The sequence below is a fragment of the Rhizobium sp. Leaf371 genome, from assembly GCF_001424045.1.
GTDB lineage: Bacteria > Pseudomonadota > Alphaproteobacteria > Rhizobiales > Rhizobiaceae > Ferranicluibacter.
Genome location: NZ_LMQB01000002.1, coordinates 73957 through 100037 on the forward strand (window position 1 = coordinate 73957; position 26081 = coordinate 100037).

The 26081-nt window shown below is 63.2% G+C and carries 18 protein-coding genes; 9 read left to right on the forward strand and 9 right to left on the reverse strand.

The window, feature by feature from the left end; all coding sequences use genetic code 11:
* The first annotated feature begins 150 nt into the window (after positions 1 to 150).
* On the forward strand, positions 151 to 831 hold the full coding sequence (locus tag ASG39_RS05090) for a YggS family pyridoxal phosphate-dependent enzyme (RefSeq protein ID WP_062593580.1): 681 nt from the start codon (positions 151 to 153) through the stop codon (positions 829 to 831).
* A 79-nt stretch (positions 832 to 910) separates the two neighbouring features.
* On the opposite strand, the gene ASG39_RS05095 is transcribed toward ASG39_RS05090, so the two are convergent.
* The gene (locus tag ASG39_RS05095; protein WP_062593582.1) at positions 911 to 1609 is read right to left on the reverse strand and encodes a DUF1013 domain-containing protein; all 699 of its coding nucleotides are present in this window, start codon (positions 1607 to 1609) and stop codon (positions 911 to 913) included.
* 216 nt (positions 1610 to 1825) lie between these two features.
* Between ASG39_RS05095 and acs the strand changes: the two genes are divergently transcribed.
* Positions 1826 to 3775 carry an acetate--CoA ligase gene (gene acs / locus ASG39_RS05100; protein WP_062593584.1) on the forward strand — a complete coding sequence of 650 codons (1950 nt, stop codon included), beginning with the start codon at positions 1826 to 1828 and terminating at the stop codon, positions 3773 to 3775.
* Positions 3776 to 3826: 51 nt separating this feature from the next.
* Here the strand turns inward: acs and ASG39_RS05105 are convergent, their stop codons facing one another.
* A complete protein-coding gene (locus ASG39_RS05105; protein ID WP_062593586.1) occupies positions 3827 to 4027 on the reverse strand; it encodes a DUF1674 domain-containing protein in 201 nt (66 codons plus the stop codon).
* A 127-nt stretch (positions 4028 to 4154) separates the two neighbouring features.
* Here ASG39_RS05105 and htpX point away from each other — a divergent pair, with 127 nt between their 5' ends.
* The 4 genes from htpX to purH all read left to right on the forward strand — a co-directional run bounded on the left by htpX (position 4155) and on the right by purH (position 10092).
* Complete coding sequence (htpX, locus tag ASG39_RS05110; RefSeq protein WP_062593588.1) at positions 4155 to 5114, forward strand: zinc metalloprotease HtpX; 960 nt, start codon at positions 4155 to 4157, stop codon at positions 5112 to 5114.
* On the forward strand, positions 5114 to 6490 hold the full coding sequence (locus ASG39_RS05115) for an RsmB/NOP family class I SAM-dependent RNA methyltransferase (protein ID WP_062593590.1): 1377 nt from the start codon (positions 5114 to 5116) through the stop codon (positions 6488 to 6490). The genes htpX and ASG39_RS05115 overlap by 1 nt, the downstream gene beginning before the upstream one ends.
* Positions 6491 to 6625: 135 nt before the next feature.
* The gene (locus tag ASG39_RS05120; RefSeq protein WP_062593592.1) at positions 6626 to 8308 is read left to right on the forward strand and encodes a heparinase II/III family protein; all 1683 of its coding nucleotides are present in this window, start codon (positions 6626 to 6628) and stop codon (positions 8306 to 8308) included.
* Between the two features lie 170 nt (positions 8309 to 8478).
* The gene (purH, locus tag ASG39_RS05125) at positions 8479 to 10092 is read left to right on the forward strand and encodes a bifunctional phosphoribosylaminoimidazolecarboxamide formyltransferase/IMP cyclohydrolase (RefSeq protein WP_062593594.1); all 1614 of its coding nucleotides are present in this window, start codon (positions 8479 to 8481) and stop codon (positions 10090 to 10092) included.
* A 19-nt stretch (positions 10093 to 10111) separates the two neighbouring features.
* Here the strand turns inward: purH and ASG39_RS05130 are convergent, their stop codons facing one another.
* Both ASG39_RS05130 and ASG39_RS05135 read right to left on the reverse strand, forming a co-directional pair.
* The gene (locus ASG39_RS05130; protein ID WP_156468029.1) at positions 10112 to 11521 is read right to left on the reverse strand and encodes an MFS transporter; all 1410 of its coding nucleotides are present in this window, start codon (positions 11519 to 11521) and stop codon (positions 10112 to 10114) included.
* Positions 11521 to 16347 carry an NAD-glutamate dehydrogenase gene (locus ASG39_RS05135; protein ID WP_062593596.1) on the reverse strand — a complete coding sequence of 1609 codons (4827 nt, stop codon included), beginning with the start codon at positions 16345 to 16347 and terminating at the stop codon, positions 11521 to 11523. Before ASG39_RS05135 ends, ASG39_RS05130 begins: the two co-directional genes overlap by 1 nt.
* Positions 16348 to 16567: 220 nt before the next feature.
* On the opposite strand from ASG39_RS05135, the gene pdxY reads away from it, so the two are divergent.
* Positions 16568 to 17443, forward strand: a complete 876-nt coding sequence (pdxY, locus tag ASG39_RS05140) for a pyridoxal kinase PdxY (RefSeq protein WP_062593598.1) — start codon at positions 16568 to 16570, stop codon at positions 17441 to 17443.
* A 121-nt stretch (positions 17444 to 17564) separates the two neighbouring features.
* The gene (locus tag ASG39_RS05145) at positions 17565 to 18206 is read left to right on the forward strand and encodes a carbonic anhydrase (RefSeq protein WP_062593600.1); all 642 of its coding nucleotides are present in this window, start codon (positions 17565 to 17567) and stop codon (positions 18204 to 18206) included.
* Positions 18207 to 18348: 142 nt separating this feature from the next.
* Here the strand turns inward: ASG39_RS05145 and ASG39_RS05150 are convergent, their stop codons facing one another.
* Both ASG39_RS05150 and ASG39_RS05155 read right to left on the reverse strand, forming a co-directional pair.
* On the reverse strand, positions 18349 to 19164 hold the full coding sequence (locus ASG39_RS05150) for a lytic transglycosylase domain-containing protein (protein ID WP_062593603.1): 816 nt from the start codon (positions 19162 to 19164) through the stop codon (positions 18349 to 18351).
* Between the two features lie 163 nt (positions 19165 to 19327).
* Positions 19328 to 20362, reverse strand: a complete 1035-nt coding sequence (locus tag ASG39_RS05155) for an aspartate-semialdehyde dehydrogenase (RefSeq protein WP_062593604.1) — start codon at positions 20360 to 20362, stop codon at positions 19328 to 19330.
* A gap of 452 nt (positions 20363 to 20814) precedes the next feature.
* On the opposite strand from ASG39_RS05155, the gene ASG39_RS05160 reads away from it, so the two are divergent.
* Entirely contained in the window at positions 20815 to 22701 is a 1887-nt protein-coding gene (locus ASG39_RS05160; RefSeq protein ID WP_062593606.1) for an MFS transporter, read from the forward strand.
* A gap of 56 nt (positions 22702 to 22757) precedes the next feature.
* Here the strand turns inward: ASG39_RS05160 and ASG39_RS05165 are convergent, their stop codons facing one another.
* The 3 genes from ASG39_RS05165 to opgC all read right to left on the reverse strand — a co-directional run bounded on the left by ASG39_RS05165 (position 22758) and on the right by opgC (position 26038).
* Positions 22758 to 23456 (reverse strand): phosphatase PAP2 family protein, encoded by a 699-nt coding sequence (locus ASG39_RS05165; RefSeq protein WP_062593608.1) that lies wholly within the window; start codon positions 23454 to 23456, stop codon positions 22758 to 22760.
* A 118-nt stretch (positions 23457 to 23574) separates the two neighbouring features.
* Positions 23575 to 24687, reverse strand: coding sequence for a 3-isopropylmalate dehydrogenase (gene leuB, locus ASG39_RS05170; protein WP_062593610.1), 1113 nt, complete (start codon positions 24685 to 24687; stop codon positions 23575 to 23577).
* A gap of 139 nt (positions 24688 to 24826) precedes the next feature.
* The gene (gene opgC / locus ASG39_RS05175) at positions 24827 to 26038 is read right to left on the reverse strand and encodes an OpgC domain-containing protein (RefSeq protein ID WP_082476956.1); all 1212 of its coding nucleotides are present in this window, start codon (positions 26036 to 26038) and stop codon (positions 24827 to 24829) included.
* Positions 26039 to 26081 lie beyond the last annotated feature (43 nt).

Sequence of the window (26081 nt, forward strand, 5' to 3'; positions counted from 1 at the left end):
CATGAAACAACGGTAGCGTCAAGTTTTGCGGGCCTTTGCAGAGGCCTGGCCTGTCCCGCCGCAAGTCCGCTTGGCGGGCTGCTGCGGATTGTCTATATCCGCGCAGACTTGTGGCGCTTTTCGCCACACACCTGCCAGGGAGACCTTCCGATGAGCCGTGTGGACCAGTGGACAGACGTCATATCGCGTATCCGCGCAGCGGAGGATCAAGCCGGGCGTCCCCATGGGTCCGTGTCGCTCGTGGCCGTGTCGAAGACCTTCGATGCGGAGGCCATTCGGCCCGTTATCGCCGCCGGGCAGCGTGTGTTCGGCGAAAACCGCGTGCAGGAGTCGCAAGGGAAGTGGCCGGGGTTGAAGGCGGAGACGCCGGATATCACGCTGCATCTGATCGGCCCGCTCCAGTCCAACAAGGCGGCCGATGCCGTCGCTCTCTTCGACGTCATCGAAACGATCGACCGCGAGAAGATCGCACGGGCGGTGGCAGCGGAAATCGCGTGTCAAGGGAAGCCGGTTCGGGTCTATGTTCAGGTCAATACCGGGCTTGAGCCGCAAAAGGCCGGCATCGCCCCGGAGGAGACGGCTGCATTCGTGACGATGTGCCGCGATACGCTCGGCTTGCCCGTGGAGGGACTGATGTGCATTCCGCCGGCGGACGAAAATCCAGGCCCACATTTCGCCCTGCTGGCAAAGCTGGCAGCCGAGAACGGTGTCGAGAAGCTATCGATGGGCATGTCGGGCGATTTCGACGTCGCTATTGCCTTTGGAGCCACCAGCGTTCGCGTCGGCTCGGCGATTTTCGGCCTTCGCGATGGTGCCGCGCAGCCGGCTTGAGGCGCATGAAACCCGAGGTCACAAAAAACCCGGCACGCGGCCGGGTTTTTCATACATGGCGCAATGACGCGTCTGCGGATCAGTACTTCTCTTCTTCTTCGTCCGGCGTGGAGGACTTCAGCGACTTCAGCTTTGCGAAGACGGCGTCGGCATCCATTTCCTTCTCTTCCTCACGCTCATAGCCATAGCTGTAGCGTTCGGTTTCCTGCGCCGGTTCCAGCGTTGCGCCGAGATCGGCGGCTGTCGGCAGCGGGCGGCCCTTGGAGGCGCGTTCGACTTCGAGATCGAGATCGATCTGGCTGCAGAGGCCGAGGGTGACCGGGTCGCTCGCCGTCAGATTGGCCGAATTCCAGTGTGTGCGCTCGCGGATCTGCTCGATCGTCGACTTGGTGGTGCCGACGAGACGCGAGATCTGGGCGTCCTTTAGTTCGGGATGGTTGCGCACCAGCCAGAGAATGGCGTTGGGGCGATCCTGGCGCTTGGACACGGGCGTGTAGCGCGGACCCTTGCGCTTGGACTCGGGCACGCGGACCTTCGGATCGGAAATCTTCAGCTTGTGGTTGGGATTGCCTTCGGCGCGGACGATTTCATCGCGCGACAGCTGCCCGGTAGCGATCGGATCGAGGCCCTTGATGCCCTGGGCTGATTCGCCATCGGCGATCGCCTTGACTTCCAGAGGATGCAGCTTGCAGAACGTGGCGATCTGCTCGAACGACAGGGCGGTATTATCGACAAGCCAGACCGCCGTGGCTTTCGGCATCAGCAATTGTTGAGCCATAGATATAGTCCTTCTGTCCGCCGCGCCGGTGTCGCGGGCCGTGGAATACCACTGATTTCCGGGAATAGGGCGCTTCTATACCCCTCTTGTCGCAGAATTGCAATTCTTCTCGACGTCCTGACTTTCGTCTCATTGCCGCCGGCTCAGCACCTGATATGTATCGCCTGAAAAGCGCTGTGAGGATGTGCGCGCACGACAGCAGGGAGAGAGAAAACCATGTCCGACAAGACCTATCCCGTCTCGAAGGAAACGCAGGCACGCGCCCTTGTCGATAAGGCGACCTATGATGCGTGGTACCGTGACAGCGTCGAAAATCCGGATGCATTCTGGGGCGAGCACGGCAAGCGGATCGACTGGTCGAAACCCTATACGAAGGTGAAGAACACCTCGTTTACCGGCGATGTCTCGATCAAGTGGTTCGAGGACGGGCAGACCAATGCGTCCTACAACTGTATCGATCGGCATCTGGAGACGCGCGGCGATCAGGTCGCCATCATCTTCGAAGGCGACAATCCGTACATCGACAAGAAGATCACCTATCGCGAGCTGCACCAGCATGTCTGCCGGCTGGCCAACGTCATGAAGGCGCAGGGCGTCGCCAAGGGAGATCGCGTCACGATCTACATGCCGATGATCCCGGAGGCCGCCTATGCGATGCTGGCCTGCGCCCGCATCGGCGCCGTCCACTCCGTCGTCTTCGGCGGCTTCTCGCCGGATGCTCTGGCCGGGCGGCTGGTGGACTGTGCGTCCACCTTCGTCGTGACCTGCGACGAGGGCATGCGGGGCGGAAAGCCGATCCCGCTCAAGGACAACACGGATAAGGCCGTGGAGATTGCGGCGAAGAATGGTGTCGATGTGAAAACCGTGCTGGTCGTGCGCCGCACCGGCGGCAAGATCACCTGGGCCGATGGGCGCGACATCTGGTACCATACCGCCACTCAGGCAGCGGAGCCGACCTGCGAGCCCGTGCCGATGCAGGCGGAAGATCCGCTGTTCATCCTCTACACCTCCGGTTCCACCGGCAAGCCGAAGGGCGTGCTCCATACGACGGGCGGCTATCTCGTCTATGTCGCGATGAGCCACGAATATGTGTTCGACTATCATCCCGGCGATATCTACTGGTGCACGGCCGATGTCGGCTGGGTGACCGGCCATTCCTACATCGTCTACGGACCGCTCGCGAACGGCGCGACGACTCTGATGTTCGAGGGCGTACCGAACCATCCCGATCAGGGCCGGTTCTGGGAGGTCATCGACAAGCATCAGGTCAACATCTTCTACACTGCGCCGACCGCGATCCGCTCGTTGATGGGCGCCGGCGATGCCTTTGTGAAGCGGTCTTCGCGCAAGAGCCTGCGCATTCTCGGCACGGTCGGGGAGCCGATCAATCCGGAGGCCTGGCAGTGGTATCATGATGTCGTGGGCGACGGTCGCTGCCCCGTGGTCGATACCTGGTGGCAGACGGAAACCGGCGGCCATATGATCACGCCGCTTCCGGGCGCGACGCCGCTCAAGCCCGGTTCTGCCACGCTGCCCTTCTTCGGCATCAGGCCGGAGCTTGTCGATAACGAGGGCAACGTGCTTGAGGGTGCCGCCGACGGCAATCTCTGCATTGCCGACAGCTGGCCGGGCCAGATGCGCACGGTCTACGGCGACCATGAGCGTTTCATCCAGACGTATTTCTCGACCTACAAGGGAAAGTATTTCACCGGGGATGGCTGCAAGCGCGATGCGGACGGCTATTACTGGATCACCGGCCGGGTGGATGACGTGCTCAACGTCTCCGGCCACCGGATGGGCACGGCCGAGGTGGAATCGGCGCTGGTCAGCCATGATGCGGTCTCGGAAGCGGCTGTGGTTGGATATCCCCACGATATCAAAGGTCAGGGCATCTATTGTTACGTGACCCTGATGTCGGGACGGGAAGGGTCCGACGACCTTCGCAAGGCGCTTGTGGCGCATGTTCGCAACGAGATCGGACCGATCGCGTCGCCGGACAAGATCCAGTTTGCGCCCGGGCTGCCGAAAACCCGTTCCGGCAAGATCATGCGGCGCATTCTCCGCAAGATTGCGGAAGACGACTTCGGCGCACTCGGAGATATATCGACGCTAGCGGACCCGGCCGTGGTGGACGATCTCATTCAGAATCGCCAGAACAGAAAATAGTGCCGATGGCCGTCGGACGACCTGTCCGCCGGCCCGCGACCTCTTTTCGACTCAGAAATCGATCGCGCGGCCGTTGATTTCCCAATCGCCAAAGCGCACGGGCTCGGCACCGCCGCGCCCGCCGATTTCGGTCGGCAGTTCCAAAGCTTCTTCGGCTGCGCGGCGTGCAGCGGCTTCGTCAAGAGCACGGCGCGCCGCCGGCGAGAGAACCTTGCCCGGTATCTCCTGGTTGTTGTCGTTGTCGTTCAGCATTGTGTGACCTCACTACGCCGTTGAATCCGTGGCATCTCCGCCCCATCATATAGGGTGAAACGCGGCAATCCCACGATGATTCACGTGAAACGCCGTCAAAAATGCACCTTTGTCTTTGGAGATGCGTATGAACCTCCTTCGTACGGCCATGCTTCTGGCTTTCATGACGGCGCTCTTCATGGGGATCGGCCTCCTGATCGGCGGTCGGGGCGGCATGATGATCGCGTTGCTCATCGCCATTGCCGTGAACTTCTTTTCCTATTGGAATTCGGACCGGCTCGTGCTGCGGATGTATGATGCGCAAGAGGTCGATGAACGAAGCGCCCCGGAATATTTTGGCATCGTTCGCGACCTTGCGGCCAATGCCGGGCTGCCGATGCCGCGCGTTTATGTCATCAACAACCCACAGCCGAACGCGTTCGCGACAGGTCGCAACCCGCAGAACGCCGCCGTGGCCGCCTCGACGGGACTTCTCCAGGCTTTGACCTATGACGAAGTTGCAGGCGTGATGGCGCACGAGCTTGCTCATGTGCAGAATCGCGACACGTTGACTATGACGCTGACCGCAACGCTGGCCGGGGCGATATCGATGCTCGGCAATTTCGCTTTCTTCTTCGGTGGCAACCGCGAAAACAACAATCCGCTCGGCTTCATCGGAACGCTTGCAGCGATGATCATCGCGCCCTTCGCTGCGATGATGGTCCAGATGGCCGTCAGCCGGACACGTGAATATTCGGCTGACCGTCGTGGCGCGGAGATCTGCGGGCAACCTCTGGCGCTCGCCTCGGCGCTCCGGAAAATCGCCGGCGCCGCCTCTCATGTCCCGAATGCCGCAGCCGAGCGAAATCCGGCGACGGCCCATATGTTCATCATCAATCCGCTCTCCGGCGAGCGGATGGACAATCTGTTCTCGACCCACCCGGCCACGGAAAATCGTATCGCGGCGCTCGAAGACATGGCGTCTCGGTTTTCCCAGCCCTCGACGCGCACCGCCGCGCCTGCTACGGCGACGCGAAAGACGCGGTCCGTTCCCAGCACTGGCTGGGGACATGATCGCTCCGAACCTCCAAAGGGCCCGTGGTCTTAATGACGAAGACAAAGAACGATTCGGCGACGCAACGATCTTCCCGGCCCGCTCCCGGCCCTGAGAAGCCTGGCCTGATTGCGCGACAGGCGGCGGCGAAACTGCTGGGTGCCGTCCTCGAGAAGAAGATCTCGCTGGATGGAATGCTCGATCCGATCGGCGGCAACCCCGCCTACCGACAGCTTTCCGACATCGATCGAACGCTCGTCAAAGCCATCCTTCACACGGCATTGCGGCATCTTCCACGAATCGAGTTCATGCTCGATCAACTTCTGAAGACCCCGCTGCCGGACGGGGCGCGGGCCTTGCACCACCAGTTGGTGGTCGCCGCGACACAGATCGTCTATCTCGACATTCCCGACCACTCGGCCGTCGATCTCGCCGTGGAGCAGGCCAATGCCGACCCGCGCAATCGGCGTTTTGCCAGCCTGACGAACGCCATCCTGCGGCGTCTGTCGCGCGAGAAGGACGATCTGCTTCGAATCGCCTCCGAAATGACACCTTCGCTGCCCAAATGGTACATGGACATGCTCGTCTCGACCTATGGTCGTGAGGAAGCGCGGCGCATTGCCGACGCGCTTCTCGAGCCGGCCGCGATCGACATCACGGTCAAATCCGACCCGGAAGGATGGGCGAAGCGCCTTGGCGGCCTTGTCCTGCCGACCGGAAGCGTGCGCCTTGCGTCTTTCCAGGGGACAGTCTCGAGCCTTGACGGGTTCGAAGAGGGCGAATGGTGGGTCCAGGATGCGGCAGCGTCGCTTCCGGCTAAACTCTTCGGCGATATCGCCGGCCAACGTGTCGTGGACCTCTGTGCGGCGCCCGGAGGCAAGACTGCCCAGTTGATCGGCGCGGGTGCGCAGGTGACAGCGCTTGACCAGTCTGCCAGCCGATTGAAGCGGCTCAATGGCAATCTTGAGCGGCTCGGTCTCTCGGCGGAAACACGCGAATGCAACATGGCGGATTTCCGACCTGAAACGCTGTTCGACGCCGCCCTGCTCGATGCGCCGTGCTCCTCGACCGGCACGATCCGCCGGCATCCCGATGTGCCTTACACCAAAGGTCCTGACGATATTACCAAGCTCGCCGGCCTGCAGGAGCGCCTGCTCCGCCATGCGCTGACCGTGGTCAAGCCAGGCGGGATCGTGGTCTTCTCGAATTGCTCGCTCGATCCTGCCGAGGGCGAGACCATGGTTGCGCGCGTCCTTGCAAGTGGCGGTTGCGAGCGTGTCCCTGTTGAACCCGGAGCGTTTCCCGGTCTCGAACATGCCGTGACCCCTCTCGGGGAGCTGCGCACCACGCCGGCCATGCTTGCGGCCCAGGATGGATTTGCCGGGGGCCTGGACGGCTTTTATGCCACAGTCCTGCGTAGATCGTTGTAAGGACACAGTTTCCATATCGACAAGGTAAGCGTTCGCTGCGTCCTCCACTGGCGCGACGCGCGGAAACACGTCACTGTGTCCCAATCGTGGACGTTCCGCAGGGCTGTCGGAACGGGGTAGGGCATCATTTAATTCATGCGCATGGCTGACAATCGACGGCTGATCTATCTCTATGGAAGAGAGGCCTGGTGGCGCCTGTCGCGCCGCCTGGTGCTTGGGCGCGTCTCGTTTCTGCGCTTCTCCGGGAAAACACCGGATCGACTGATCGTCGCGCCGACCGATCTCAGGGTCATCGATCCGCATGTCGCGAGCGAGATCGTTGCCGGGCGTTTCCCGCTTGCCGGTCGCATTCTCGAAACGGGCGGCGAGTCTCCGTTCGAAGTCGATCTCCCGTCACGGGAATTCGCCATCCGCCTGCACACGTTCAGCTGGGCCCGGCATATCCGGGCCTTGTCCGAGGAAGACGATCTTGCCCGCGCGCGCCAGCTTGTCAGCCGGTGGATCGCCACGCATGGACGCCTCATGAAGGGGGTTTCCTGGGAGCCCGATGTCGCGGCACAGCGGCTGATCGCGTGGCTGTCGCATTCGCCCGTCATCCTCAAGCAGGCGGATCATGTGTTCTACCGCCGGTTTCTGAAAAGCCTGGCCGTTCATGTGCGCTACCTCCGGCATGTCGCCGATGCGGTGCCGGACGGAGAGGGCCGGCTGCGCGTGCGGGTCGCCATCGCTTTTGCGACGGTGGCGATGCCGGCCTCGGCGTCGTCGATTCGTCGGGCCGCGCGCCATCTCGACGAGGAACTCGACCGCCAGATCCTCCCCGATGGTGGTCACGTCTCCCGCAATCCGCGGGTCGCACTCGATCTGCTTCTGGATCTGCTGCCGCTCCGCCAGACTTATGTCAATCTCGGGCATGACGTGCCGGTCAAGCTGATCCCGTCGATCGACCGGATGTTTCCCGCCTTGCGCTTCTTCCGACATCAGGGCGGCGAGCTGGCGCTCTTCAACGGCGCGACCTCGGCGCAGGCAAACGAACTCATGTCGGTGCTGCGCTACGACGAGACGGCAGGCCAGCCGTTCAAGGGCTTGCCCGACAGCCAGTACGAGCGGCTGGCGGCAAAGGACGTCGTCGTCGTGATGGATACGGGCTGCCCGATCTCGGCGGCGCTTTCGCGAGAGGCCCATGCCGGCTGTCTCTCGTTCGAGCTCTCGTCGGGGCGTCACCGCTTCATCATCAATTCGGGTGCGCCGCGTTTTGCCGGCGAACGCTACCGGCAAATGGCGCGGCTGACGGCGGCCCATTCCACTGTCACCGTGGAGGATCGATCCTCTGCCCGCCTCTCGACCTCGCGGTTTCTCGGGCCCATCGTTACCGGCGGCGTGACCAAGGTTGCGGCGAAGCGTTCTGTCAGCGACGGCGGCGACAGCGTCGTTGCACGCCATAACGGCTATGCCGGTACCTTCGGATTGGTCCACGAGCGGGATCTGAGCCTCAATGCAACCGGCACGACCTTGCGCGGCCGGGACCGGCTGGTCACGGAAGACGGGACGGATCCTGGTCCTCAGCAGTCCGCACAGGCGGTGGCGCGGTTCCATGTGCATCCTGCCATCACCTTGCGCAGAGCCGATGCACACGAGGTGCGACTGGTCGCCCCAGACGGTGACAGCTGGGTGCTGACCTGCCGCGATGGCGAGATCGCGGTGGAGGAGGATATCTTCTTTGCCGACCCGTCGGGTCTGCGGAAGACGCAGATGCTGACGATCGGTTTTTCCGCCGGCGACCAGCCGGAAATCCAGTGGATTTTGTCCCGTCAGACATGAGGCGCGATCCAAAAGCCAACGGACACGGCCGGATTCGTTGGAAATGACGGCCGGCCGCGATCTGCTGCGGTTTCTTCGCGGCGTCAGCTGTGCTAACGCCAGCGGCATCCGGCCGGCCGGGGTTTCGCGTGCCCGCCGGCTTCCCCGCCCCTTGCCGCCAGGAGCCCGTCATGGCCGTTGCCTCCAAGAACATTCCCGCCCCCGACCGCGTCGCCCTGCGCACGGCCCTGCTCTCCGTGTCCGACAAGAGCGGCATCGTGGAGCTTGCCCGTGCCCTGCATGAAAAGGGCGTCGCCCTCGTCTCGACCGGTGGCACACACAAGACTTTGTCAGAGGCAGGCCTGCCGGTTCGCGACGTGTCCGAGCTGACGGGTTTTCCCGAGGTCATGGACGGCCGCGTGAAGACGCTGCATCCGGGTGTGCACGGCGGCCTGCTTGCGATCCGCGACGATGCCGAGCACGTTGCAGCCATGGAGACCCATGGCATCGCTGCGATCGATCTCGCGGTGATCAACCTCTATCCATTCGAGGACGTGCGCGCCAAGGGCGGCGACTATCCGACGACGGTGGAAAATATCGATATCGGCGGCCCCGCCATGATCCGTGCGGCGGCGAAGAACCATGCCTATGTCACCGTCGTCACCGACCCGTCGGACTATGACACGCTGATCGCGCAGCTTGGCGAGGACGCAGCAACGACCTTTGCCTTCCGGCACCAGATGGCCGCCAAGGCCTATGCCCGGACGGCCGCCTACGACACGGCGATCTCGGGCTGGTTTGCCGAGGTGCTGGACACGCCGATGCCGCGGCATCGCGCGATTGGCGGCGTGCTGAAGGAGGAGATGCGCTACGGCGAGAATCCGCACCAGAAGGCAGCCTTCTACGTCACCGGCGAGAACCGCCCCGGCGTTGCGACGGCGACGCTGCTGCAGGGCAAGCAGCTTTCCTACAACAATATCAACGACACGGACGCCGCCTTCGAACTCGTGGCCGAATTTCCGCCGGAAACCGCACCGGCCTGCGCCATCATCAAGCATGCCAACCCCTGCGGCGTGGCGACGGCGACGACGCTGGTGGAGGCCTATCGGCGTGCGCTGGCCTGCGACAGCACGTCGGCCTTCGGCGGCATCATCGCGCTGAACCAGGAACTGGACGGCGCGACGGCGGAGGAGATCGTCAAGCTCTTCACAGAGGTGATCATCGCCCCTGCGGTCAGCGACGAAGCCAGGGCGATCATCGCCCGCAAGGCCAATCTGCGCCTGCTCGTCACCGGTGCCCTGCCCGATCCGCGCCTGCCCGGCCTGTCGGCCAAGACCGTGGCGGGCGGTCTCCTCGTTCAGACCCGCGACAATGGCATGGTCGAGGATCTCGATCTCAAGGTCGTCACCCGCCGCGCGCCGACGGCGCAGGAACTGATCGACATGAAGTTCGCCTTCAAGGTGGCAAAGCACGTCAAGTCGAATGCCGTGGTCTATGCCAAGGACGGCCAGACGGTGGGTATCGGTGCCGGGCAGATGAGCCGGGTCGATTCGGTCCGCATCGCCGCGATCAAGGCCGAGGAGGCCGCGCGGGCGCTGGGGCTGGACAAGCCGCTGACGATCGGTTCGGCCGTGGCGTCCGAAGCCTTCCTGCCGTTCGCCGATGGTCTTCTCTCGGCCGTTGCGGCCGGTGCCACCGCCGTCATCCAGCCGGGCGGTTCGATGCGCGACGAGGAGGTCATCGCCGCGGCCGACGAGGCCGGCGTCGCCATGGTCTTCACCGGCATGCGCCATTTCCGGCATTAAGCCGCAACGGGCCGATAACCTATCCTATCCGGTCGCCCTTGTCGGCCGGATAGGGGGTCGTCAGGAGGATCAGCAGCCCGATGACGAGAAAGGCGATCAGCGCCATCATGCCGATGCGTGCGGAACCGGTGGCGAGCGTCAGCGTCGCGACGCTGGCGGGTGCTAGAAACGAGGTCGCGCGGCCCGATAAAGCGTAAAGGCCGAAATAGCGGCCCGCCTCCTCCGGCGCGACGCTGCGGGCGAGATAGGAGCGGGCGGAAGCCTGCACTGGCCCGAAGGCGATGCCCACCAGCAGGCCGAAGAGAATATAGGCCTTTTCCGCGGCCGTTCCGAACAGGCCACCATTGTCGGCGGTCGAAAGTTCGATCAGGCCGAACAGCGTGAAGCCGGGTCCGGTCGAGACAATGCCGATGGTGGCGACGATCAGGCTCACGAGGCTGAGACCGACGACGGCTTTGGAACCGAGCACCGTGTCGAGACGGCTCGCGAACAGGCATCCCCCGATCGCCACGATGTTGAGGATAATGCCGTAGAGGCCGAGTTCGAGCGTCCGCCAGGCGAACATGCCCGCCGCAAAGGTTCCGCCCAAGGCCAGGAGACCGTTGACGCCGTCCTGAAAGATCATCCGGGCGATCAGAAATTTGAGAATGCCCCGCCGCTCGCGAAGGCCGAGAACCGCGCTTTTCAGGTCTGTGAGGCCTTCCCGGATCGCTCTGCTCGGCGACGCCGCCGTCTTCGGCGCGTCCGGCGTGAAGAGGAACATCGGCAGAATGAAGAGCGCGTACCACGCAGCCGCGAGCGGGCCCGTGATCCGGGCATCGGCGCCGGTTGCCGGGTCGAGGCCGAAGAGCGGGGCGATGCCGAGCGCCGTCAGGCCGGTCTCCGGACTGCCTGCGAGAAGCGCGACGACGGCGATCAGGACGATCATGCCGCCGAGATAACCGATGCCCCAGGCGATGTTGGAGATCCGGCCGGTCTCCTCCGGTGGCACCAGCCGCGGCATCATGCTGTCATTGAAGACGATGGAGAACTCAGCGGCGATCGACGCCAGCACGATGCAGGCGAAAGGCAGGATCAGCGGAGACCCGGGAACCGCGAACCAGAGCGCCGAGAGAGCGGCGATCTTGACGACGGCAAAACCGGCGATCCAGGGCTTTCGCGCGCCGGTGGCATCCGCCAGAGATCCGAGGACCGGCGACATCACTGCGATGACGAGGCCGGAGACGGTCAGCGTATAGCCCCACATCGCCTGTCCCGCTGCCGGATCGTCCGACAGACGGGAGACGAAGTAAGGGCCGAAGATGAAGGTGATGACGACGGTGAAGAAGGGCTGGGCTGCCAGATCGAACAGCATCCAGCCCCAGAGGCCCGCGCGGCCGACCTTGGCTTGGCCTGCGCGCGCGGACGCTGCCTCCACCGCATCGGCCATCAGCCGGCCCTGTCTTCGGCGAGATCGCTCAAGAGGCCCGCGGCCACGGTGATCTTCGCGAGCGTCGTTTCGCCCTTCTCCGTCATCTGCGTCAGCTGCGTCACGACGCGGTTGAAGCGGTCGGCAGCGCCTTCCTGCCAGGCAAGCACCGGCTGCTTCTCGCCCTTGCGCTGGGTGAGCGCGGCGATCGTGATCGCGCGGCGGGCGTCGGCGATATCGCTGGTGCTGCGGGCAAGCGCCATGGCCTCGTAAGGATCCGTGGTGATGATGCGCTCGGCCGCTGCCAGCAACCGGCCGACCTTGAGGCTCTGCGTCACCGCGAAGTAGCTCTGCGCGGTTCGGCCGAGCGAGGTTCCCGCCACCGCGGAGATCTGCATGATTTCCGGCACGAGCGTGATGAGGAACAGCTGCGAGATATCCCGCGCCAGCGCCTCGGGAACGCCCTTCTCGATCAGAGACGCAGCGCGCGCCTCGATCTCCGTGCCCGCTTCTTCGGGCACGGCGCCATGTGCGGCCGTCTTCAGGTTTTCCAGAGCCTTGCGCAGCCTGTCGATCGCCTGGCCGAGTGGCCCGGTGGTCGCACGGGTTCGCAAGGTGCGCTCGGTAACGATGGCGAAGATGCGCCCGACATCCTGATAGAGTTCGTTCTGGACGCTGCCCGGCACCTTGTTGTCGAGCGCGTCGATGGCCTTGTAAAGGCGCGGCAGGTCGTAACCGTCACGCGTCAGCACGGCGGCTTTCACCACATCGGCCGGCAGGAAGCCGGTCTGGTCGATCATGGTGGAGACGAAGGCCGGTCCGCCCCGGTTGATGACGTCGTTGCAGAGCAGCGTGGCGATGATCTCGCGCCGCAGGCGATGGGTCTCGATATCGCCCTGATGCGCCTTCTGCATCCTGCCGGGGAAGTAGCCGATCAGCGTTTCGTGAAAATAGGGGTCGTCCGGCAGGTCGCTGTCAACGATCTCGTCGAAGAGAACGATCTTGGCATAGGAGAGCAGCACGCCGATTTCGGCACGGGTCAGCGCCTTGCCGGACTGGTAGCGTTCGCTGAGCGCGCTGTCGTTCGGCAGGACCTCGACCTTGCGGTTGAGCAGCCCTTCCGTCTCCAGTCGCGTCATCAGGCGCGCAAGCGAGGTGCGATTGGCGGCGCCCTGCATTTCCGTCAGCGAAATCGCGAGCGACTGCTGGTAATTGTTGTGGAGCACCAGAGACGCGACTTCATCGGTCATGGATGCCAGCAGCGTGTTGCGCTTGGCGCGGGTCAGGCGGCCGTCGCGCATGGCAGAAGCCAGCGCGATCTTGATATTGACCTCGACGTCGGAGGAATTGACGCCGGCCGAGTTGTCGATGGCGTCGGAATTGCAGCGGCCGCCGGCAAGGCCGAAGGCGATGCGGCCACGTTGCGTGACGCCGAGATTGGCGCCCTCGCCGATCACCCGCGCGCCGACCTCGTCCGCGGTGATGCGGATCGGGTCGTTCGCACGATCGCCGACATCGGCATCGGTCTCGGTCGGTCCGCGGACATAGGTGCCGATGCCGCCGAACCAGAGCAGATCGACGCGCGCCTTCAGAATGGCCGTCATGATTTCGAAGGGGGTTGCCTGCGTCTTCTCAAGCCCGATGGCTGCCGCCGCTTCCGGGGTCAGCTTCACCGATTTTTCCGTTCGCGGAATGATCATGCCGCCTGTCGACAGCGCGGAGCGGTCGTAATCCTGCCAACTTGAGCGGGGCAGCGCGAACAGCCGCTCGCGCTCGGCAAAGGAGGCGGCGATGTCGGGATCGGGGTCGATGATGATGTCGCGATGGTCGAAGGCGCCGATAAGGCGGATCTGGCGCGACAGCAGCATGCCGTTGCCAAAGACGTCGCCCGACATGTCGCCGACGCCGACGACGCTGAAAGGGGTCGTCTGGATGTCGATGTTCATTTCGCGGAAGTGGCGCTTGACGGTCTCCCAGGCACCCCGCGCGGTGATCCCCATCTTCTTGTGGTCGTAGCCAGCGGAGCCGCCGGAGGCGAAGGCATCGTCGAGCCAGAAGCCGGCGTCCTGCGCCAGACCGTTGGCCGTATCTGAGAAGGTGGCCGTACCCTTGTCGGCGGCGACGACGAAATAGGGATCGTCACCATCCAGCCGCAGCGTGTCGTTCGGGGGCACGATCTGCTGATCGACGATGTTGTCGGTGATCGACAGCATGGTGCGGATATAGGTCTTGTAGGCCTCGGTGCCGACGCGGAAAATCTCGTCGCGCGCACCACCGGCCGGCAGCAGCTTGGGGAAGAAACCGCCCTTGGCGCCGACAGGCACGATCACCGCGTTCTTGACCTGCTGCGCCTTGACGAGCCCCAGCACCTCGGTGCGATAGTCCTGTGCCCGGTCCGACCAGCGCAGGCCGCCGCGGGCGACCTTGCCGAAACGCAGATGCACGCCTTCCACCTCGACGCCGTAGACGAAGATCTCGCGGAAGGGCCGCGGTTCCGGCAGGCCGTCCAGAAGCTTCGGATCGAACTTGAATGCCAGCATGACGCGCGGTTCGCCGGCTTCGTCGCGCTGGAAATAATTGGTGCGCAACGTCGAAAGCACCGCGTTCATCATGCGCCGGAGAATGCGGTCCTCATCGAGGCTCGGCACCGCGTTGAGCGCGTCTTCAAGGCTTGCCTGGAGCGCTGAGACCTCTCGCGATCGCGCCGTTTCCTCGGTCTTCGGGTCCATCCGGGCAATGAAGAGATGAAAGATATCGGCTGAAACCTGGGGGTATTTGTTGAGCGTCTCGGCGATCAGACCCTGGGAATAGGGGATGCCGGCCTGGCGGAGATATCGCGCATAAGCGCGCAGCACTGTCACGTCGCGGGCATTGAGGCCGGAGAGGAGGATCAGCCGGTTGAAGGCGTCATCCTCGATCTTGCCCGTCCAGGCGGACAGAAAGGCCTCTTCCAGAAGCGGTCCCATGGACGAGACGTCGAGCGTTTTTCCGTCGCGGTGGATCAGCTCCATGTCGTGCAAGACCACCAATCGCTCGCCGTTGCCGTCGGAAATGGAGATGTCATGCGTCTGCTCGCTGACGACGCGGAAACCGAGGTTTTCGAGCAGCGGCACGCGCTGGGAGAGGGAAACGGCGTGATCGGCGTGGAAGATTTTCAGCTCGAGCCGATCGGCGGTCTCAGCCTCGGTGGTATCCGGTTCGGCGTCCTGTGCCAGTTGCGGCCTGTGACGCTCGTAGAACGCGATGCGGATCGGGTCGTCCGTCCGCACAGCTGCGATATCGGGCAGGTCGGCATAGGCTTCTGCAGGGGCGAACGCCGCCTGGTAGCCTTCGGTCACGCTCAGCGCGACACCATCGCGACGGGCGAGCAGATGGAAGCGATCGGCCCAGCGCGTGACGATCTCGCGGACGGCGTCTTCGAGCGTGCTCTGGGCAATCCGCGGCGTCGTGCCGCCGGAACGGCCGATGATGAAGTGGACGCGGGCGAGACCGCCAGCCGGAAAGGCCGGATAATAGGCGGAAACCCGGCCCTCGTAGAGATCCTTGAAGAGATCGCCGATGCGCTCGCGTACGCGGGAATCATACTGTTCGCGCGGGACGTAGACGATGATCGAGACGAAGCGGTCGAAGCGGTCGATGCGCGGGAGAACGCGGACGCGCGGGCGATCGGCGAGTTCGTTGATCTGCTCGCAGAAGGCCTGCAGTTCCTCGACGTCGATCTGGAAAAGATCGTCGCGCGGATAGGATTCCAGCGTGTTGATGAGCATCTTGCCGGAGTGGCCGTGCGGGTCGAAGCCGAAGTGCTCGATGACCCGCCGCACCTTGAGCCGCAGCAGCGGAATGTCGGAGGCCGAACGCGTATAGGCCGTGGAGGTGAAGAGCCCGACGACGCGCAATTCGCCGATGACGTTGCCCTTGGCGTCGAAGCGCTTGATGCCGATGTAATCCATATAGGCACGGCGGTGGACGACGGCTTTCGTATTCGCCTTGGTGACAATCAGGAAATCGGGACCTTGCAGGAAGGCGAGGATTTCCGGCGTGGTGACCACGGCGTCGAGCCCCTGGCGCAGCACGCGCACATTGGGGTCGGAGAGAATGCCGAGGCCATGGCCGGTGCCGCGATCGAGCGTCGCTTTTTGCCCGTCGCCGGAATAGCTGTATTCGCGCATGCCGAGGAAGGTGAAATTGTCGTCGCGCAGCCATTTCAGGAAGGCGAGGGCCTCGTCGCGATCGGCCTCGCGCTTGTTTGCGGCATGCCGTTCCAGCTCACCCATGGCCTCGCCAAGGAGCGTCTTCATCGGCTCCCAATCGCCGACGGCCTGGTGGACCTGCGCGAGCACCGTTTCAACCGCCCCGACCAGTGCTTTCGCCTCGTCGGGCGAAAGATGGCTGAGATGGATCTGGATATGGCTCACCCGGTCGGCGGGATCGCTCTCTTCTTCTGGGTCGAACAGCACGGGTTCGGACCCCTTGGAGACCACGAGGATGGGGTGGACGGCAAGCGACAGGTCCCGGTGTCGGCTGGTGACCTCGCCCATGACGGAATCATAGAGGAAGGGCATGTTGCGGTCGGTGACGCAGAGGACGGAGATGGCTGCCCCGCCGGGCCTGACGCTTTCCAGATCGGTCACGGTGACGCGGGACGTGTCTTTCCTGCGGGCTTTGATTTCTCTGTAGGCGTGGACGGCGGCGCTGGCGAGCATGCCGATATCGTAGGCGGCGATATCATCGGGGCTCGCGCGTCCGAAGAGGATGGCCGGCGACAGGAAAGGCTGACCGAGGCGCTCGGCCGCCTGCTCGATGTCGCCGATCAACCGGGTTTTCTTCGGATGATGTCGTGTGCCCATGATTTTGCGTCCTCCGACCGTTGTTTTTCCCTGAACCTAGCAGAAGAATTCGCTTTTGCGACCGCAAAGCCTGCCAGTTTCTTCCAAAGCGCCGATGTGCCTCGGTGCCGGTGTTCCGCGTCACGTGGTTTCCACCTTTCCTCCCCTCCCATGCACAGTTGACAGCGGTATGACCATTGGGCGATCTGTCGGGAACGCGCCCGAGAGAAAGACCCGCTGCATGTCCGAGACCGCTGCCGGCACCGTCATCGTCATTTCCAGCCACGTCATGCGGGGCTCCGTCGGCAATCGGGCAGCCGTGTTTGCGCTGGAAACATTGGGCTTCACCGTCTGGGCCGTGCCGACCGTCATCATGCCCTGGCATCCCGGCCATGGCCGCTCGACGCGGATGGCGATCGATCCCGAAACGTTCGATGCCATGCTGGGCGAGCTTGCGGCGTCGCCCTGGATCGGCGATGTCCGCGCCGTTCTGTCCGGGTATCTCGGTAATGCGCAACAGATCGAGGCGGTCGCGCGGCTGGTGGAGACGCTGAAGGCCCGCAACCCTCACCTCCTCTATGCCTGCGATCCGGTGATCGGCGACCGCGGCGATCTCTACGTGCCGGAAACGGTGGCCGCGGGCATTCGGGACCGTCTGATCCCCCTGGCGGGGCTGGCCACGCCGAACCGGTTCGAGCTCTCCTGGCTTTCGAGCGCCGATCTCGACAGCAATACGGCCATTCTCGAAGCGGCTCTGGCGCTTGGGCCATCGCGGATGTTGGTTACCTCGGCGATCGCGATGATGAATGGAAGCACGGGCAACCTCTATCTCTCCGGGCATCACGCGCTGCTTGCCGAGCACAGGCTGGTCGACAATCCACCCAACGGAACAGGCGATCTGATGGCAGCTTTGTTTCTGGGAAGACTTCTGGAGGGCCACAGCGAGGAGAAGGCGCTGCAGCTTGCGACCGCCAGCGTGTTCGAGATGGTCGCCCGTTCGGCGCGTCGCGGCGCGGACGAGCTGACGTTGCAGCAGGATGCACACTGCCTCACGGGTCCCATGTCGCTCGTGCAGATGCGTCACCTGATGCATCCGGGGCAGGCGCGCAAACGCTGATAAGCCGTCTTCGAGGGCGGTTTGCGTGCTTTCCACGTCCGCATTAACCGACCTGCCGCGATGCTCTTGCCTCATCGCACCATCGGCGTTTAAACACAGGCAGAAAAAAGGGCAAAGTCACATGTATAATTTTCCAGAGAACCTGCTTGGCGGCTACCGGAAATTCATGACCGGCCGTTTCTCCGAGCAGCAGGCCCGCTACAAGACGCTGGCTGAATCCGGACAGCAGCCGAAGACCCTGATCGTCGCGTGCTGCGATTCGCGCGCGGCGCCGGAGACGATCTTCGACAGCGGCCCGGGCGAACTCTTCGTGGTGCGCAACGTCGCCAACATGGTTCCGCCCTTCGAGCCGGACGGCCAGTATCATTCGACGTCGGCAGCACTCGAATTCGCCGTCCAGTCGCTGCGCGTCAAGGATATCGTCGTCATGGGCCACGGTCGCTGCGGCGGCATCAAGGCCGTGCTCGACGCCGATGCGGAGCCATTGTCACCCGGCGACTTCATCGGCAAATGGATGAACATGCTGAAGCCGGCGGCCGAGCAGATCGCCGGCAACGCCATCATGACGGCGGCGGAGCGCCAGCGCGCGATGGAGCATGTGTCGATCCGCAATTCCATCGTCAATCTGCGGACGTTCCCCTGCGTGCAGATCCTGGAACAGCGCGGCAAGCTTCAGCTTCACGGCGCCTGGTTCGATATCTCGACCGGGGAACTGTGGGTGATGGATCCGAAGTCGGGTGATTTTTCCCGGCCCGGAACATGATGCGACGCATCACATGAGAGAGTGAACAGGCTGCCTGGATCAAACCATCGCAGCCTTTTTCATGTCCGAGCCCATGTCCGGATATGAAGAAGCCCCGGACCGTTGTATGGCCGGGGCTCCGCATAAGACAGGATTGAAGAGATCAGCCGTCGATGTCGGCGGCGATCTGGGCGATCGCCTGCTGGTAGACGCTGGCGGCGTTCCAGCCCTGGATCGCGCCGAAATTGGCCTGGCCCGGCTGGTAGCCGCCCCCTGCCCGCCAGCCATGGCCGCGCAGGAAGTTCGCCGTGGACGTCAGGGCGTCTGCCTTGGACCGAACCATGTCGACATGGCCATTGCCGTCGCCGTCGACGCCGTACTTCACGACATTTGCCGGAAGGAACTGCGTCTGGCCGATTTCGCCATGCGCTGCACCGCGGGCATCCGTCGAGAGATCGCCGCGCTGGACGAGCGTCAGGGCTGCATAGAGCTGGTCGGTGAAATAGTCGGACCGACGGCAGTCATAGGCGAGCGTGGAGACGGCGGACAGCGTGTGCTCCTTGCCCATGAAGCCGCCGAAGCCGGTTTCCATGCCCCAGATCGCAATCAGTGGTCCGGCGGGCACGCCGTAGCGCTGTTCGATCGATGCGAAGAGCGCCGCATTCTGCGCCTTCATCTTCTTTCCGCGCGAGACGATGGCAGCACCACCACGCTTCTTCATGAATTCGTTGAGCGAAAGCTTGAAGCTCTTCTGGCCGCGGTCGGCGCGAATGGTCGCCGTGTTGTAATTCACATTGGCAAAGGCACGATCGAGAACGGCCGGGCTGATCCGGCCGGAGGCTTCCTGCTTGAAATCCTGCACCCAGGCATCGAATCCGGCAGAGGTGTTGCCGCAACTGGCGGCAAAGGCTGCTTGCGGTACGAGGGCGGTGGCTGCAGCCAGTGCAAGACCTGCCAGTGCGAACGTCTTCTTCAGCATAAAAAACCCCGTAGCCCTGCTTCTGATGGCTGCCGACTTTGCTCGCAAGCAGAGACAGCACTTTGATGTTTCACGTGAATCCGTCCGCAAGCGTTCGTCTTCACATCTGGTCCGGGGCCCGCCAGCCGTTCGATCGGCGGGTTCCCTCATTTCTTGCCGGTGATCAGGCCGCCTGCTTCTTGGCCGTGATCAACCCACGTGCAACCAAGAGTTCCGCGATCTGGATCGCGTTGAGCGCTGCACCCTTGCGCAGATTATCGGAGACGACCCAGATGTTGAGACCGTTTTCGACGGTCGCATCCTCACGAATGCGTGAAATATAGGTCGCGTCCTCACCGGCGCTTTCGTAAGGCGTGATGTATCCACCATTTTCGTGCTTGTCGATGACCAAGCAACCCGGCGCCTCGCGCAGGATGTCGCGGGCCTGATCGGCAGTGATCTCGTTCTCGAACTCGATGTTGACCGATTCCGAATGGCCGATGAAGACGGGAACGCGTACGGCCGTGCAGGTGACCTTGATCTTCGGGTCGAGCATCTTCTTGGTTTCGGCCAGAACCTTCCATTCTTCCTTCGTGTAGCCGTCTTCCATGAAGCTATCGATGTGCGGAATGACGTTGAAGGCGATCCGCTTGGTGAACTTCTTGCTTTCGACCGGATCGGCGACGAAGACGGCGCGGGTCTGGTTGAAGAGCTCGTCCATGCCGTCCTTGCCGGCGCCCGATACGGACTGGTAGGTCGAGACGACGACGCGCTTGATCTTGGCGAAATCATGCAGCGGCTTCAGCGCGACGACGAGCTGCGCCGTGGAGCAATTGGGATTGGCGATGATGTTGCGCTTGGTGAACTGGGTGATCGCATCAGGGTTCACTTCCGGCACGATCAGCGGCACGTCGGCATCATAGCGCCATGCCGAGGAATTATCGATGACGACGCAGCCCTGCGCGCCGATCTTCGGGGAATACTTCAGCGACACAGCGCCGCCGGCCGACATCAGGCAGATGTCGGTGTCGGAAAAGTCGTAATTCTCGAGGTTCTTGACCTTCAGCGTCTTGTCGCCGAAGGATACTTCGGTGCCATGCGACCGGGCGGAGGCCAGCGCCACGACCTCATCGGCCGGGAAACCGCGTTCGGAAAGGATGTTGAGCATTTCGCGCCCGACATTGCCGGTGGCGCCTGCTACGGCGATCTTGAAACCCATTGTCTTGCTCTCTTTCTCTTCTCTCCGCGGAAGCTGGGGGAGAAACCCTGACCGCCTGCGGCGCGGGCTTCGCGTCCCCGGCCGTGCCGGGGAGAGAGCGGTGGGCCAGAGACGTCAGACGGTTTTCGTCGTCGTTTTGGCCGTGTTTGTGAAAAGTGCGGACATGGATTCACGCGCTCCCGCCGAAGCAAGACCGTCTGCGCTGCCGATGATAGACATCCGACGAAGCATGAACCCTTCCCTTTCCGTTGCTGCTCATATTCATTCCGCCGATAAAGTCAAGGTTTTTCACCGGCAGGGACGGGCCGGACGCAGCGCGGTCTTAGACGAAAGTCATAAGCCGAAAGCATCGCTGCCCGATGGGTCTGCGATCTGGCATTCTTGCCTATCGGTGCATCCGGTAAACCGATCGAGGAGGATCGTGGCATGCACGTTTTGGGAGGACGACTGCAATGGCAAATGTGACATCCGTGGGCCGAACGAAGGCCGCACCGATGACCGGGGAGGAGCGAAAGGTCATTTTCGCGTCGTCGCTCGGCACCGTGTTCGAGTGGTATGATTTCTATCTCTACGGTTCGCTTGCCGTGTATATCGGCGCAACCTTCTTCAGTCAGTATCCGGAAACGACGCGCAACATCTTCGCGCTGCTCGCCTTCGCCGCCGGCTTCCTCGTCCGGCCCTTCGGCGCCCTCGTCTTCGGGCGGCTCGGCGATCTCGTGGGGCGTAAGTACACCTTTCTGGTCACCATCCTCATCATGGGTCTCTCGACCTTCCTCGTCGGCATCCTGCCGGGTGCCGCGACCATCGGCATCGCCGCACCGATCATCCTGATCCTCCTGCGCATGCTGCAGGGTCTGGCGCTCGGCGGCGAATACGGGGGCGCCGCCACCTATGTGGCAGAGCATGCGCCGCAGGGCCGACGCGGCTATTTCACGTCCTGGATCCAGACGACCGCGACGCTCGGGCTGTTCCTGTCGCTGATCGTCATCCTCGGCGTCCAGTTCGCTCTCGGCAAGGAGGCGTTTGCGGCTTGGGGCTGGCGCATTCCGTTCCTGGTCTCCGTCGTGCTTCTCGGCGTGTCCGTCTGGATCCGCTTGAAGATGAACGAGTCTCCGGCCTTCAAGAAGATGAAGGAAGAAGGCAAGACCTCGAAGGCGCCTCTCAAGGAGGCTTTCGGAACCTGGAAGAACGCCAAGATCGGCATTCTCGCGCTCTTCGGCGCCACCATGGGCCAGGCCGTCGTCTGGTACTGCGGCCAGTTCTATGCGCTGTTCTTCCTGCAGAACATCCTGAAGGTGGACGGTCAGTCGGCCAATATCATGGTCGCGATCTCGCTGCTCGTCGGCACGAGCTTCTTCGTCATCTTCGGTCTGCTCTCCGACAAGATCGGCCGCAAGCCGATCATCATGGCCGGGCTGCTGCTGGCCATGCTGACCTACTTCCCGCTGTTCAAGGCGATGACCTGGACGGCCAACCCGGCGTTGGCCGAGGCTCAGGCGACCGTCCGCGCGACGGTCACGGCCGATCCGGCGGATTGCACCTTCCAGTTCAACCCCACGGGCACGGCCAAGTTCACCACCTCCTGCGACGTCGCAACCGCGTTCCTGACGCGCAATTCCGTGCCCTACGACATTGTTCCCGGTCCGGCCGGACAGGCCGCGACCGTGAAGATCGGCGAGGCCAGCGTGCCGAGCTACGACACCGTGGCTGCCGGTGCGGATGCGAAGACCAAGGCTTCGGCCTTCGAGAAGGGCATCAACATGGCGCTTCACGATGCGGGCTATCCCCTGCAGCGTGGTGCGGCGAAGGTGCCGGACAGCAAGCTCGACGGCTTCGTTGCCGCCAATCCGGAACTGTCGCTCGATCCGGCAACGGTGCGCGCGTCGGCACCGGCGACGATGACGGCCGACGAACTGGTGGCTGCCAAGCTGCTGACGGCCGAGGAAGCAGCCGGCGTGACCTCGATGCCGGTCTACACGGTGGCGAACGGCGGGACCTATTCGATGGTCGCCGATCCGCAGCGCGTGAACTGGATCGGCACAATCGCCATCCTGACGGTACTGGTTATCTACGTCACCATGGTCTACGGCCCGATCGCGGCGCTTCTGGTCGAGCTGTTCCCGACCCGCATCCGCTACTCGGGCATGTCCCTGCCCTACCACATCGGCAATGGCTGGTTCGGTGGTCTGCTTCCGGCCATGGCCTTTGCGATGAGCGCGGCCAAGGGCGACATCTACTACGGCCTTTGGTACCCGATCATCTTTGCAGGCATCACGCTGGTCATCGGCCTCTTGTTCCTGCCGGAAACGAAGGATCGCGACATCCACGCCATGGATTGAGAAAGCCTGAGTTTCGAAGGATACGAACCCGGCGGGCTTTCCGCCGGGTTTTTTCGTCAGACGTCCTCGTGGTTCGGGAACTGCGTCTTCGGGCGTGGCCAGCCCTTCTCATCAAGCCGGAACACCCAGTTCCGGCGAGCAAAGAGGAAGGCGATCATCAGGGCGCTCCAGAGGCCCACGAGGAGACCGGCGGCGACATCGCTCGGATAATGCGCGCCGACCACCACCCGGGTCACGCCGATGGTGAGCGCGCCGAGCGCAAAGAGAATCCGCAGTCGCGGCGCCAGCATGGCAAAGGCTCCGAAGAAGGAGCCGACGGCCGCCGAATGTCCGGAGGGGAAGCTTTGGAACAGCCAGTCCGACGCGAAGGGGTTCAGGCTGTACGCACCGAGATCGGAAAAGGCCTCCGGACGGGCCCGGCCGATGAAGAACTTGAGGATGTGCACCACGGCGCTGGCGGTGCCGATCGTCACCAGGAAATAGAGCGACAGGCGGCGTGCCGCCCTCGCCTTTTCGGCGAGCCCGTGGCTGCTGACGACACGCGCGAGGATATAGGCGATGATCACCAGCGTCGCCGAGCCGTAGATCATCCAGGCGAATGTACCGAAATCGGTGATGCGCGCGTTGAAAGCGACGAAGGGTTCCGGCAGCGCCTGCGCCGATTGCGAGAGGCGCGGATCGAACGGCACGAGTGCGACGACAAGAAGGATGGCGCTGAGGAGCAGCCAGACGGAGGAGGAAATCGGCCTGTTCATGATGGTCCTTTCGATCTCGCCTGATGTGTTTTCGCTTTTGCTGAAGTCAACCTCCGGACATGAAAAAGCCCCGGTCTCCGCAGGGAGCCGGGGCATTCGACAGGCTTCTCGATGAATATCAGGCCGAAAGCGCCTTGAACTCGGCAAGAATGGCGTCGCCCATTTCGGTGGTGCCCACCTGTCGGGCGCCGGGCGCCATGATGTCGCCGGTGCGGATGCCCTTGTCGAGAACGTTGGCGATCGCCTTTTCCAGACGGTCCGCTTCCGAGATCATGTTGAACGAGTAGCGCAGACACATGGCGAAGGACGCGATCATGGCGATCGGATTGGCGATGCCCTGGCCGGCGATGTCGGGCGCCGAGCCATGAACGGGCTCGTACATCGCCTTGCGTTTGCCGGTGGTCCCGTCGGGCGCGCCGAGCGAAGCGGAGGGCAGCATGCCGAGCGAGCCGGTGAGCATGGAAGCGACGTCCGACAGCATGTCGCCGAACAGGTTGTCGGTGACGATGACGTCGAACTGCTTGGGCTGGCGGACGAGCTGCATGCCACCGGCGTCGGCCAGCATGTGGTCCAGCTGCACGTCCGAATAGTTTTCCTTGTGCGTCGCGGTGACGACCTGGTTCCAGAGGACGCCGGACTTCATGACGTTGCGCTTTTCCATCGAGCAGACGCGGTTCGAGCGCGTGCGGGCGAGTTCGAAGGCGACGCCGGCGATCCGCTCGATTTCGTAGGTGTCGTAGACCTGCGTGTCGATGCCGCGTTTCTGGCCGTTGCCAAGGTCGATGATCTCCTTCGGCTCGCCGAAATAGACGCCGCCCGTCAGTTCGCGGACGATGAGGATGTCGAGGCCCTCGACCAGTTCGGGTTTCAGCGACGATGCGGCCGAAAGGGCGGGATAGCAGATGGCGGGGCGCAGGTTCGCAAACAGCTGCATATCCTTGCGCAGGCGCAGAAGGCCGGCTTCGGGACGCGCTTCATAAGGCACGTCGTCCCACTTCGGGCCGCCCACGGCGCCGAAAAGCACGGCATCGGCCGTCATGGCTTTGGCCATGTCGGCATCCGAGATGGCGGCGCCATGGGCGTCATAGGCCGAACCGCCGACGAGACCCGTGTCGGTGACGAAGCCTGCGCCCGTTTCCATGTTCATGTGGTCGATGATCTTGACGACCTCGGCCATGGCTTCCGGACCGATGCCGTCACCCGGCAGAAGGAAAAGTGTGCGCGTGGACAAGGTGGCCTCCCAATGACGTGCCTGACTGATGGCTTTGACCGAAACAAATGGACTGCGGCGACGCCGCTTGCGTGCCGGTTCCTTAGCGCAAGTCGCTCGGCAGGAAAATGCCACTTCGCCAAGAATGAGACCTGTCCTGTCAGGTTTTGACCGGCACGGCCCTGGTAAGACCGCCGAGCCAATCGAGATAGCGGGCATAGGCGAAATGCAGGGCGATGCCGACGAGGACGAACAGGGTCCCGAGCATGGGATCCTTGCCGGTGACGAACAGAAGCACCTGGCCGATCATTGCGAGGATCGTTCCAAAGATGAAGACGGGCAGCGAGTTCCGCCCGATCATGACCAGGGGATGATCGAGGCGAAGGCGCGACAAACGATTGAAGACCGGCGTGATCGCGAGAAGGTAGCCGAGCGCGAGGACATGGAGCAGGCGGGTCAGGGACAGGAAAGTCTTGTCGAAGCCGGTGAGGACGGCGGGCAGGCCGTAGGAGAAATCGATCGACCACCAGGAAAACAGCACCCAGACGAAGGAGATGCCGACATAGAGCGCGGCGACCGAGATGAGGGCCGGGTGGCGCGGAAGGGCGTTGCCGGCCCGGCTGCGCATCATGGCGACGAGGCCGATGGCGAACAAAAACTGCCAGGAAAACGGGTTCAGGAACCAGTAGTTATGATCGAGGAAGTTGATCGGCACGATGTGGAAGAGGCCCGCGAGAAGCCAGACGAGCGAGGACACCCCGAGGAGGAGGGCAGGGCTCACCTTCTGCAGCAGGAGCATGGCCGGGAGCATGAGAAAGACCACCGCATACATGGAGAGGATGTTGTTGTAGCCGAACTGGTGACCCAGCAGCACCATGGCCACGACGCCCTGCTCCGTATTGTCGACCATCGGGCGGATGTTGATTTCGCCGATCAGATCCTGCCGGTGGAAATAGAGCGCACCGCCGGCAAAGATGGCAAGCGTGATGATGCTCGACATGATGTGGGCGATGTAGAGCGTAAAAGCGCGACGCCAGATGCGCAGGCTGAGCGCCAGCCTGTTGCCGGGCAGGAATTTGCGCCCATAGGCAAGCCCGGCCGAAAGGCCCGAGATCAGCACGAAGGCTTCGGCCGAATCCGAAAAGCCGAAGTTCTTGGTCGTGAGATATTCGAGATACTGCCCCGGTACATGGTTGATGAAGATCATCAACAGGCAGATGGCCCGGTAGGTATCGAGCCGCGTGTCGCGCTCGGCCGGGACCGGGATTCCGGTGACCGGCCGGCCGGGGAGCGGTGACGGCACCGGCTGCAACAAGGGTTGCAGCAGGGCAGGAGGCGTGGTGCGCAGCACCGGTGGCGTGTCTTGAAGCATTCGAAGTGTCTCATGCGGATTTTGGCGCCCCAGCCCCTCAACC

Bases quoted from the DNA above. Each gene is read 5' to 3' on its own strand.
- ASG39_RS05090 (WP_062593580.1), top strand. From the start codon at position 151: ATGAGCCGTGTGGACCAGTGGACAGACGTCATATCGCGTATCCGCGCA.
- ASG39_RS05095 (WP_062593582.1), bottom strand. From the start codon at position 1,609: ATGGCTCAACAATTGCTGATGCCGAAAGCCACGGCGGTCTGGCTTGTC.
- acs (WP_062593584.1), top strand. From the start codon at position 1,826: ATGTCCGACAAGACCTATCCCGTCTCGAAGGAAACGCAGGCACGCGCC.
- ASG39_RS05105 (WP_062593586.1), bottom strand. From the start codon at position 4,027: ATGCTGAACGACAACGACAACAACCAGGAGATACCGGGCAAGGTTCTC.
- htpX (WP_062593588.1), top strand. From the start codon at position 4,155: ATGAACCTCCTTCGTACGGCCATGCTTCTGGCTTTCATGACGGCGCTC.
- ASG39_RS05115 (WP_062593590.1), top strand. From the start codon at position 5,114: ATGACGAAGACAAAGAACGATTCGGCGACGCAACGATCTTCCCGGCCC.
- ASG39_RS05120 (WP_062593592.1), top strand. From the start codon at position 6,626: ATGCGCATGGCTGACAATCGACGGCTGATCTATCTCTATGGAAGAGAG.
- purH (WP_062593594.1), top strand. From the start codon at position 8,479: ATGGCCGTTGCCTCCAAGAACATTCCCGCCCCCGACCGCGTCGCCCTG.
- ASG39_RS05130 (WP_156468029.1), bottom strand. From the start codon at position 11,521: ATGGCCGATGCGGTGGAGGCAGCGTCCGCGCGCGCAGGCCAAGCCAAG.
- ASG39_RS05135 (WP_062593596.1), bottom strand. From the start codon at position 16,347: ATGGGCACACGACATCATCCGAAGAAAACCCGGTTGATCGGCGACATC.
- pdxY (WP_062593598.1), top strand. From the start codon at position 16,568: ATGTCCGAGACCGCTGCCGGCACCGTCATCGTCATTTCCAGCCACGTC.
- ASG39_RS05145 (WP_062593600.1), top strand. From the start codon at position 17,565: ATGTATAATTTTCCAGAGAACCTGCTTGGCGGCTACCGGAAATTCATG.
- ASG39_RS05150 (WP_062593603.1), bottom strand. From the start codon at position 19,164: ATGCTGAAGAAGACGTTCGCACTGGCAGGTCTTGCACTGGCTGCAGCC.
- ASG39_RS05155 (WP_062593604.1), bottom strand. From the start codon at position 20,362: ATGGGTTTCAAGATCGCCGTAGCAGGCGCCACCGGCAATGTCGGGCGC.
- ASG39_RS05160 (WP_062593606.1), top strand. From the start codon at position 20,815: ATGGCAAATGTGACATCCGTGGGCCGAACGAAGGCCGCACCGATGACC.
- ASG39_RS05165 (WP_062593608.1), bottom strand. From the start codon at position 23,456: ATGAACAGGCCGATTTCCTCCTCCGTCTGGCTGCTCCTCAGCGCCATC.
- opgC (WP_082476956.1), bottom strand. From the start codon at position 26,038: ATGCTTCAAGACACGCCACCGGTGCTGCGCACCACGCCTCCTGCCCTG.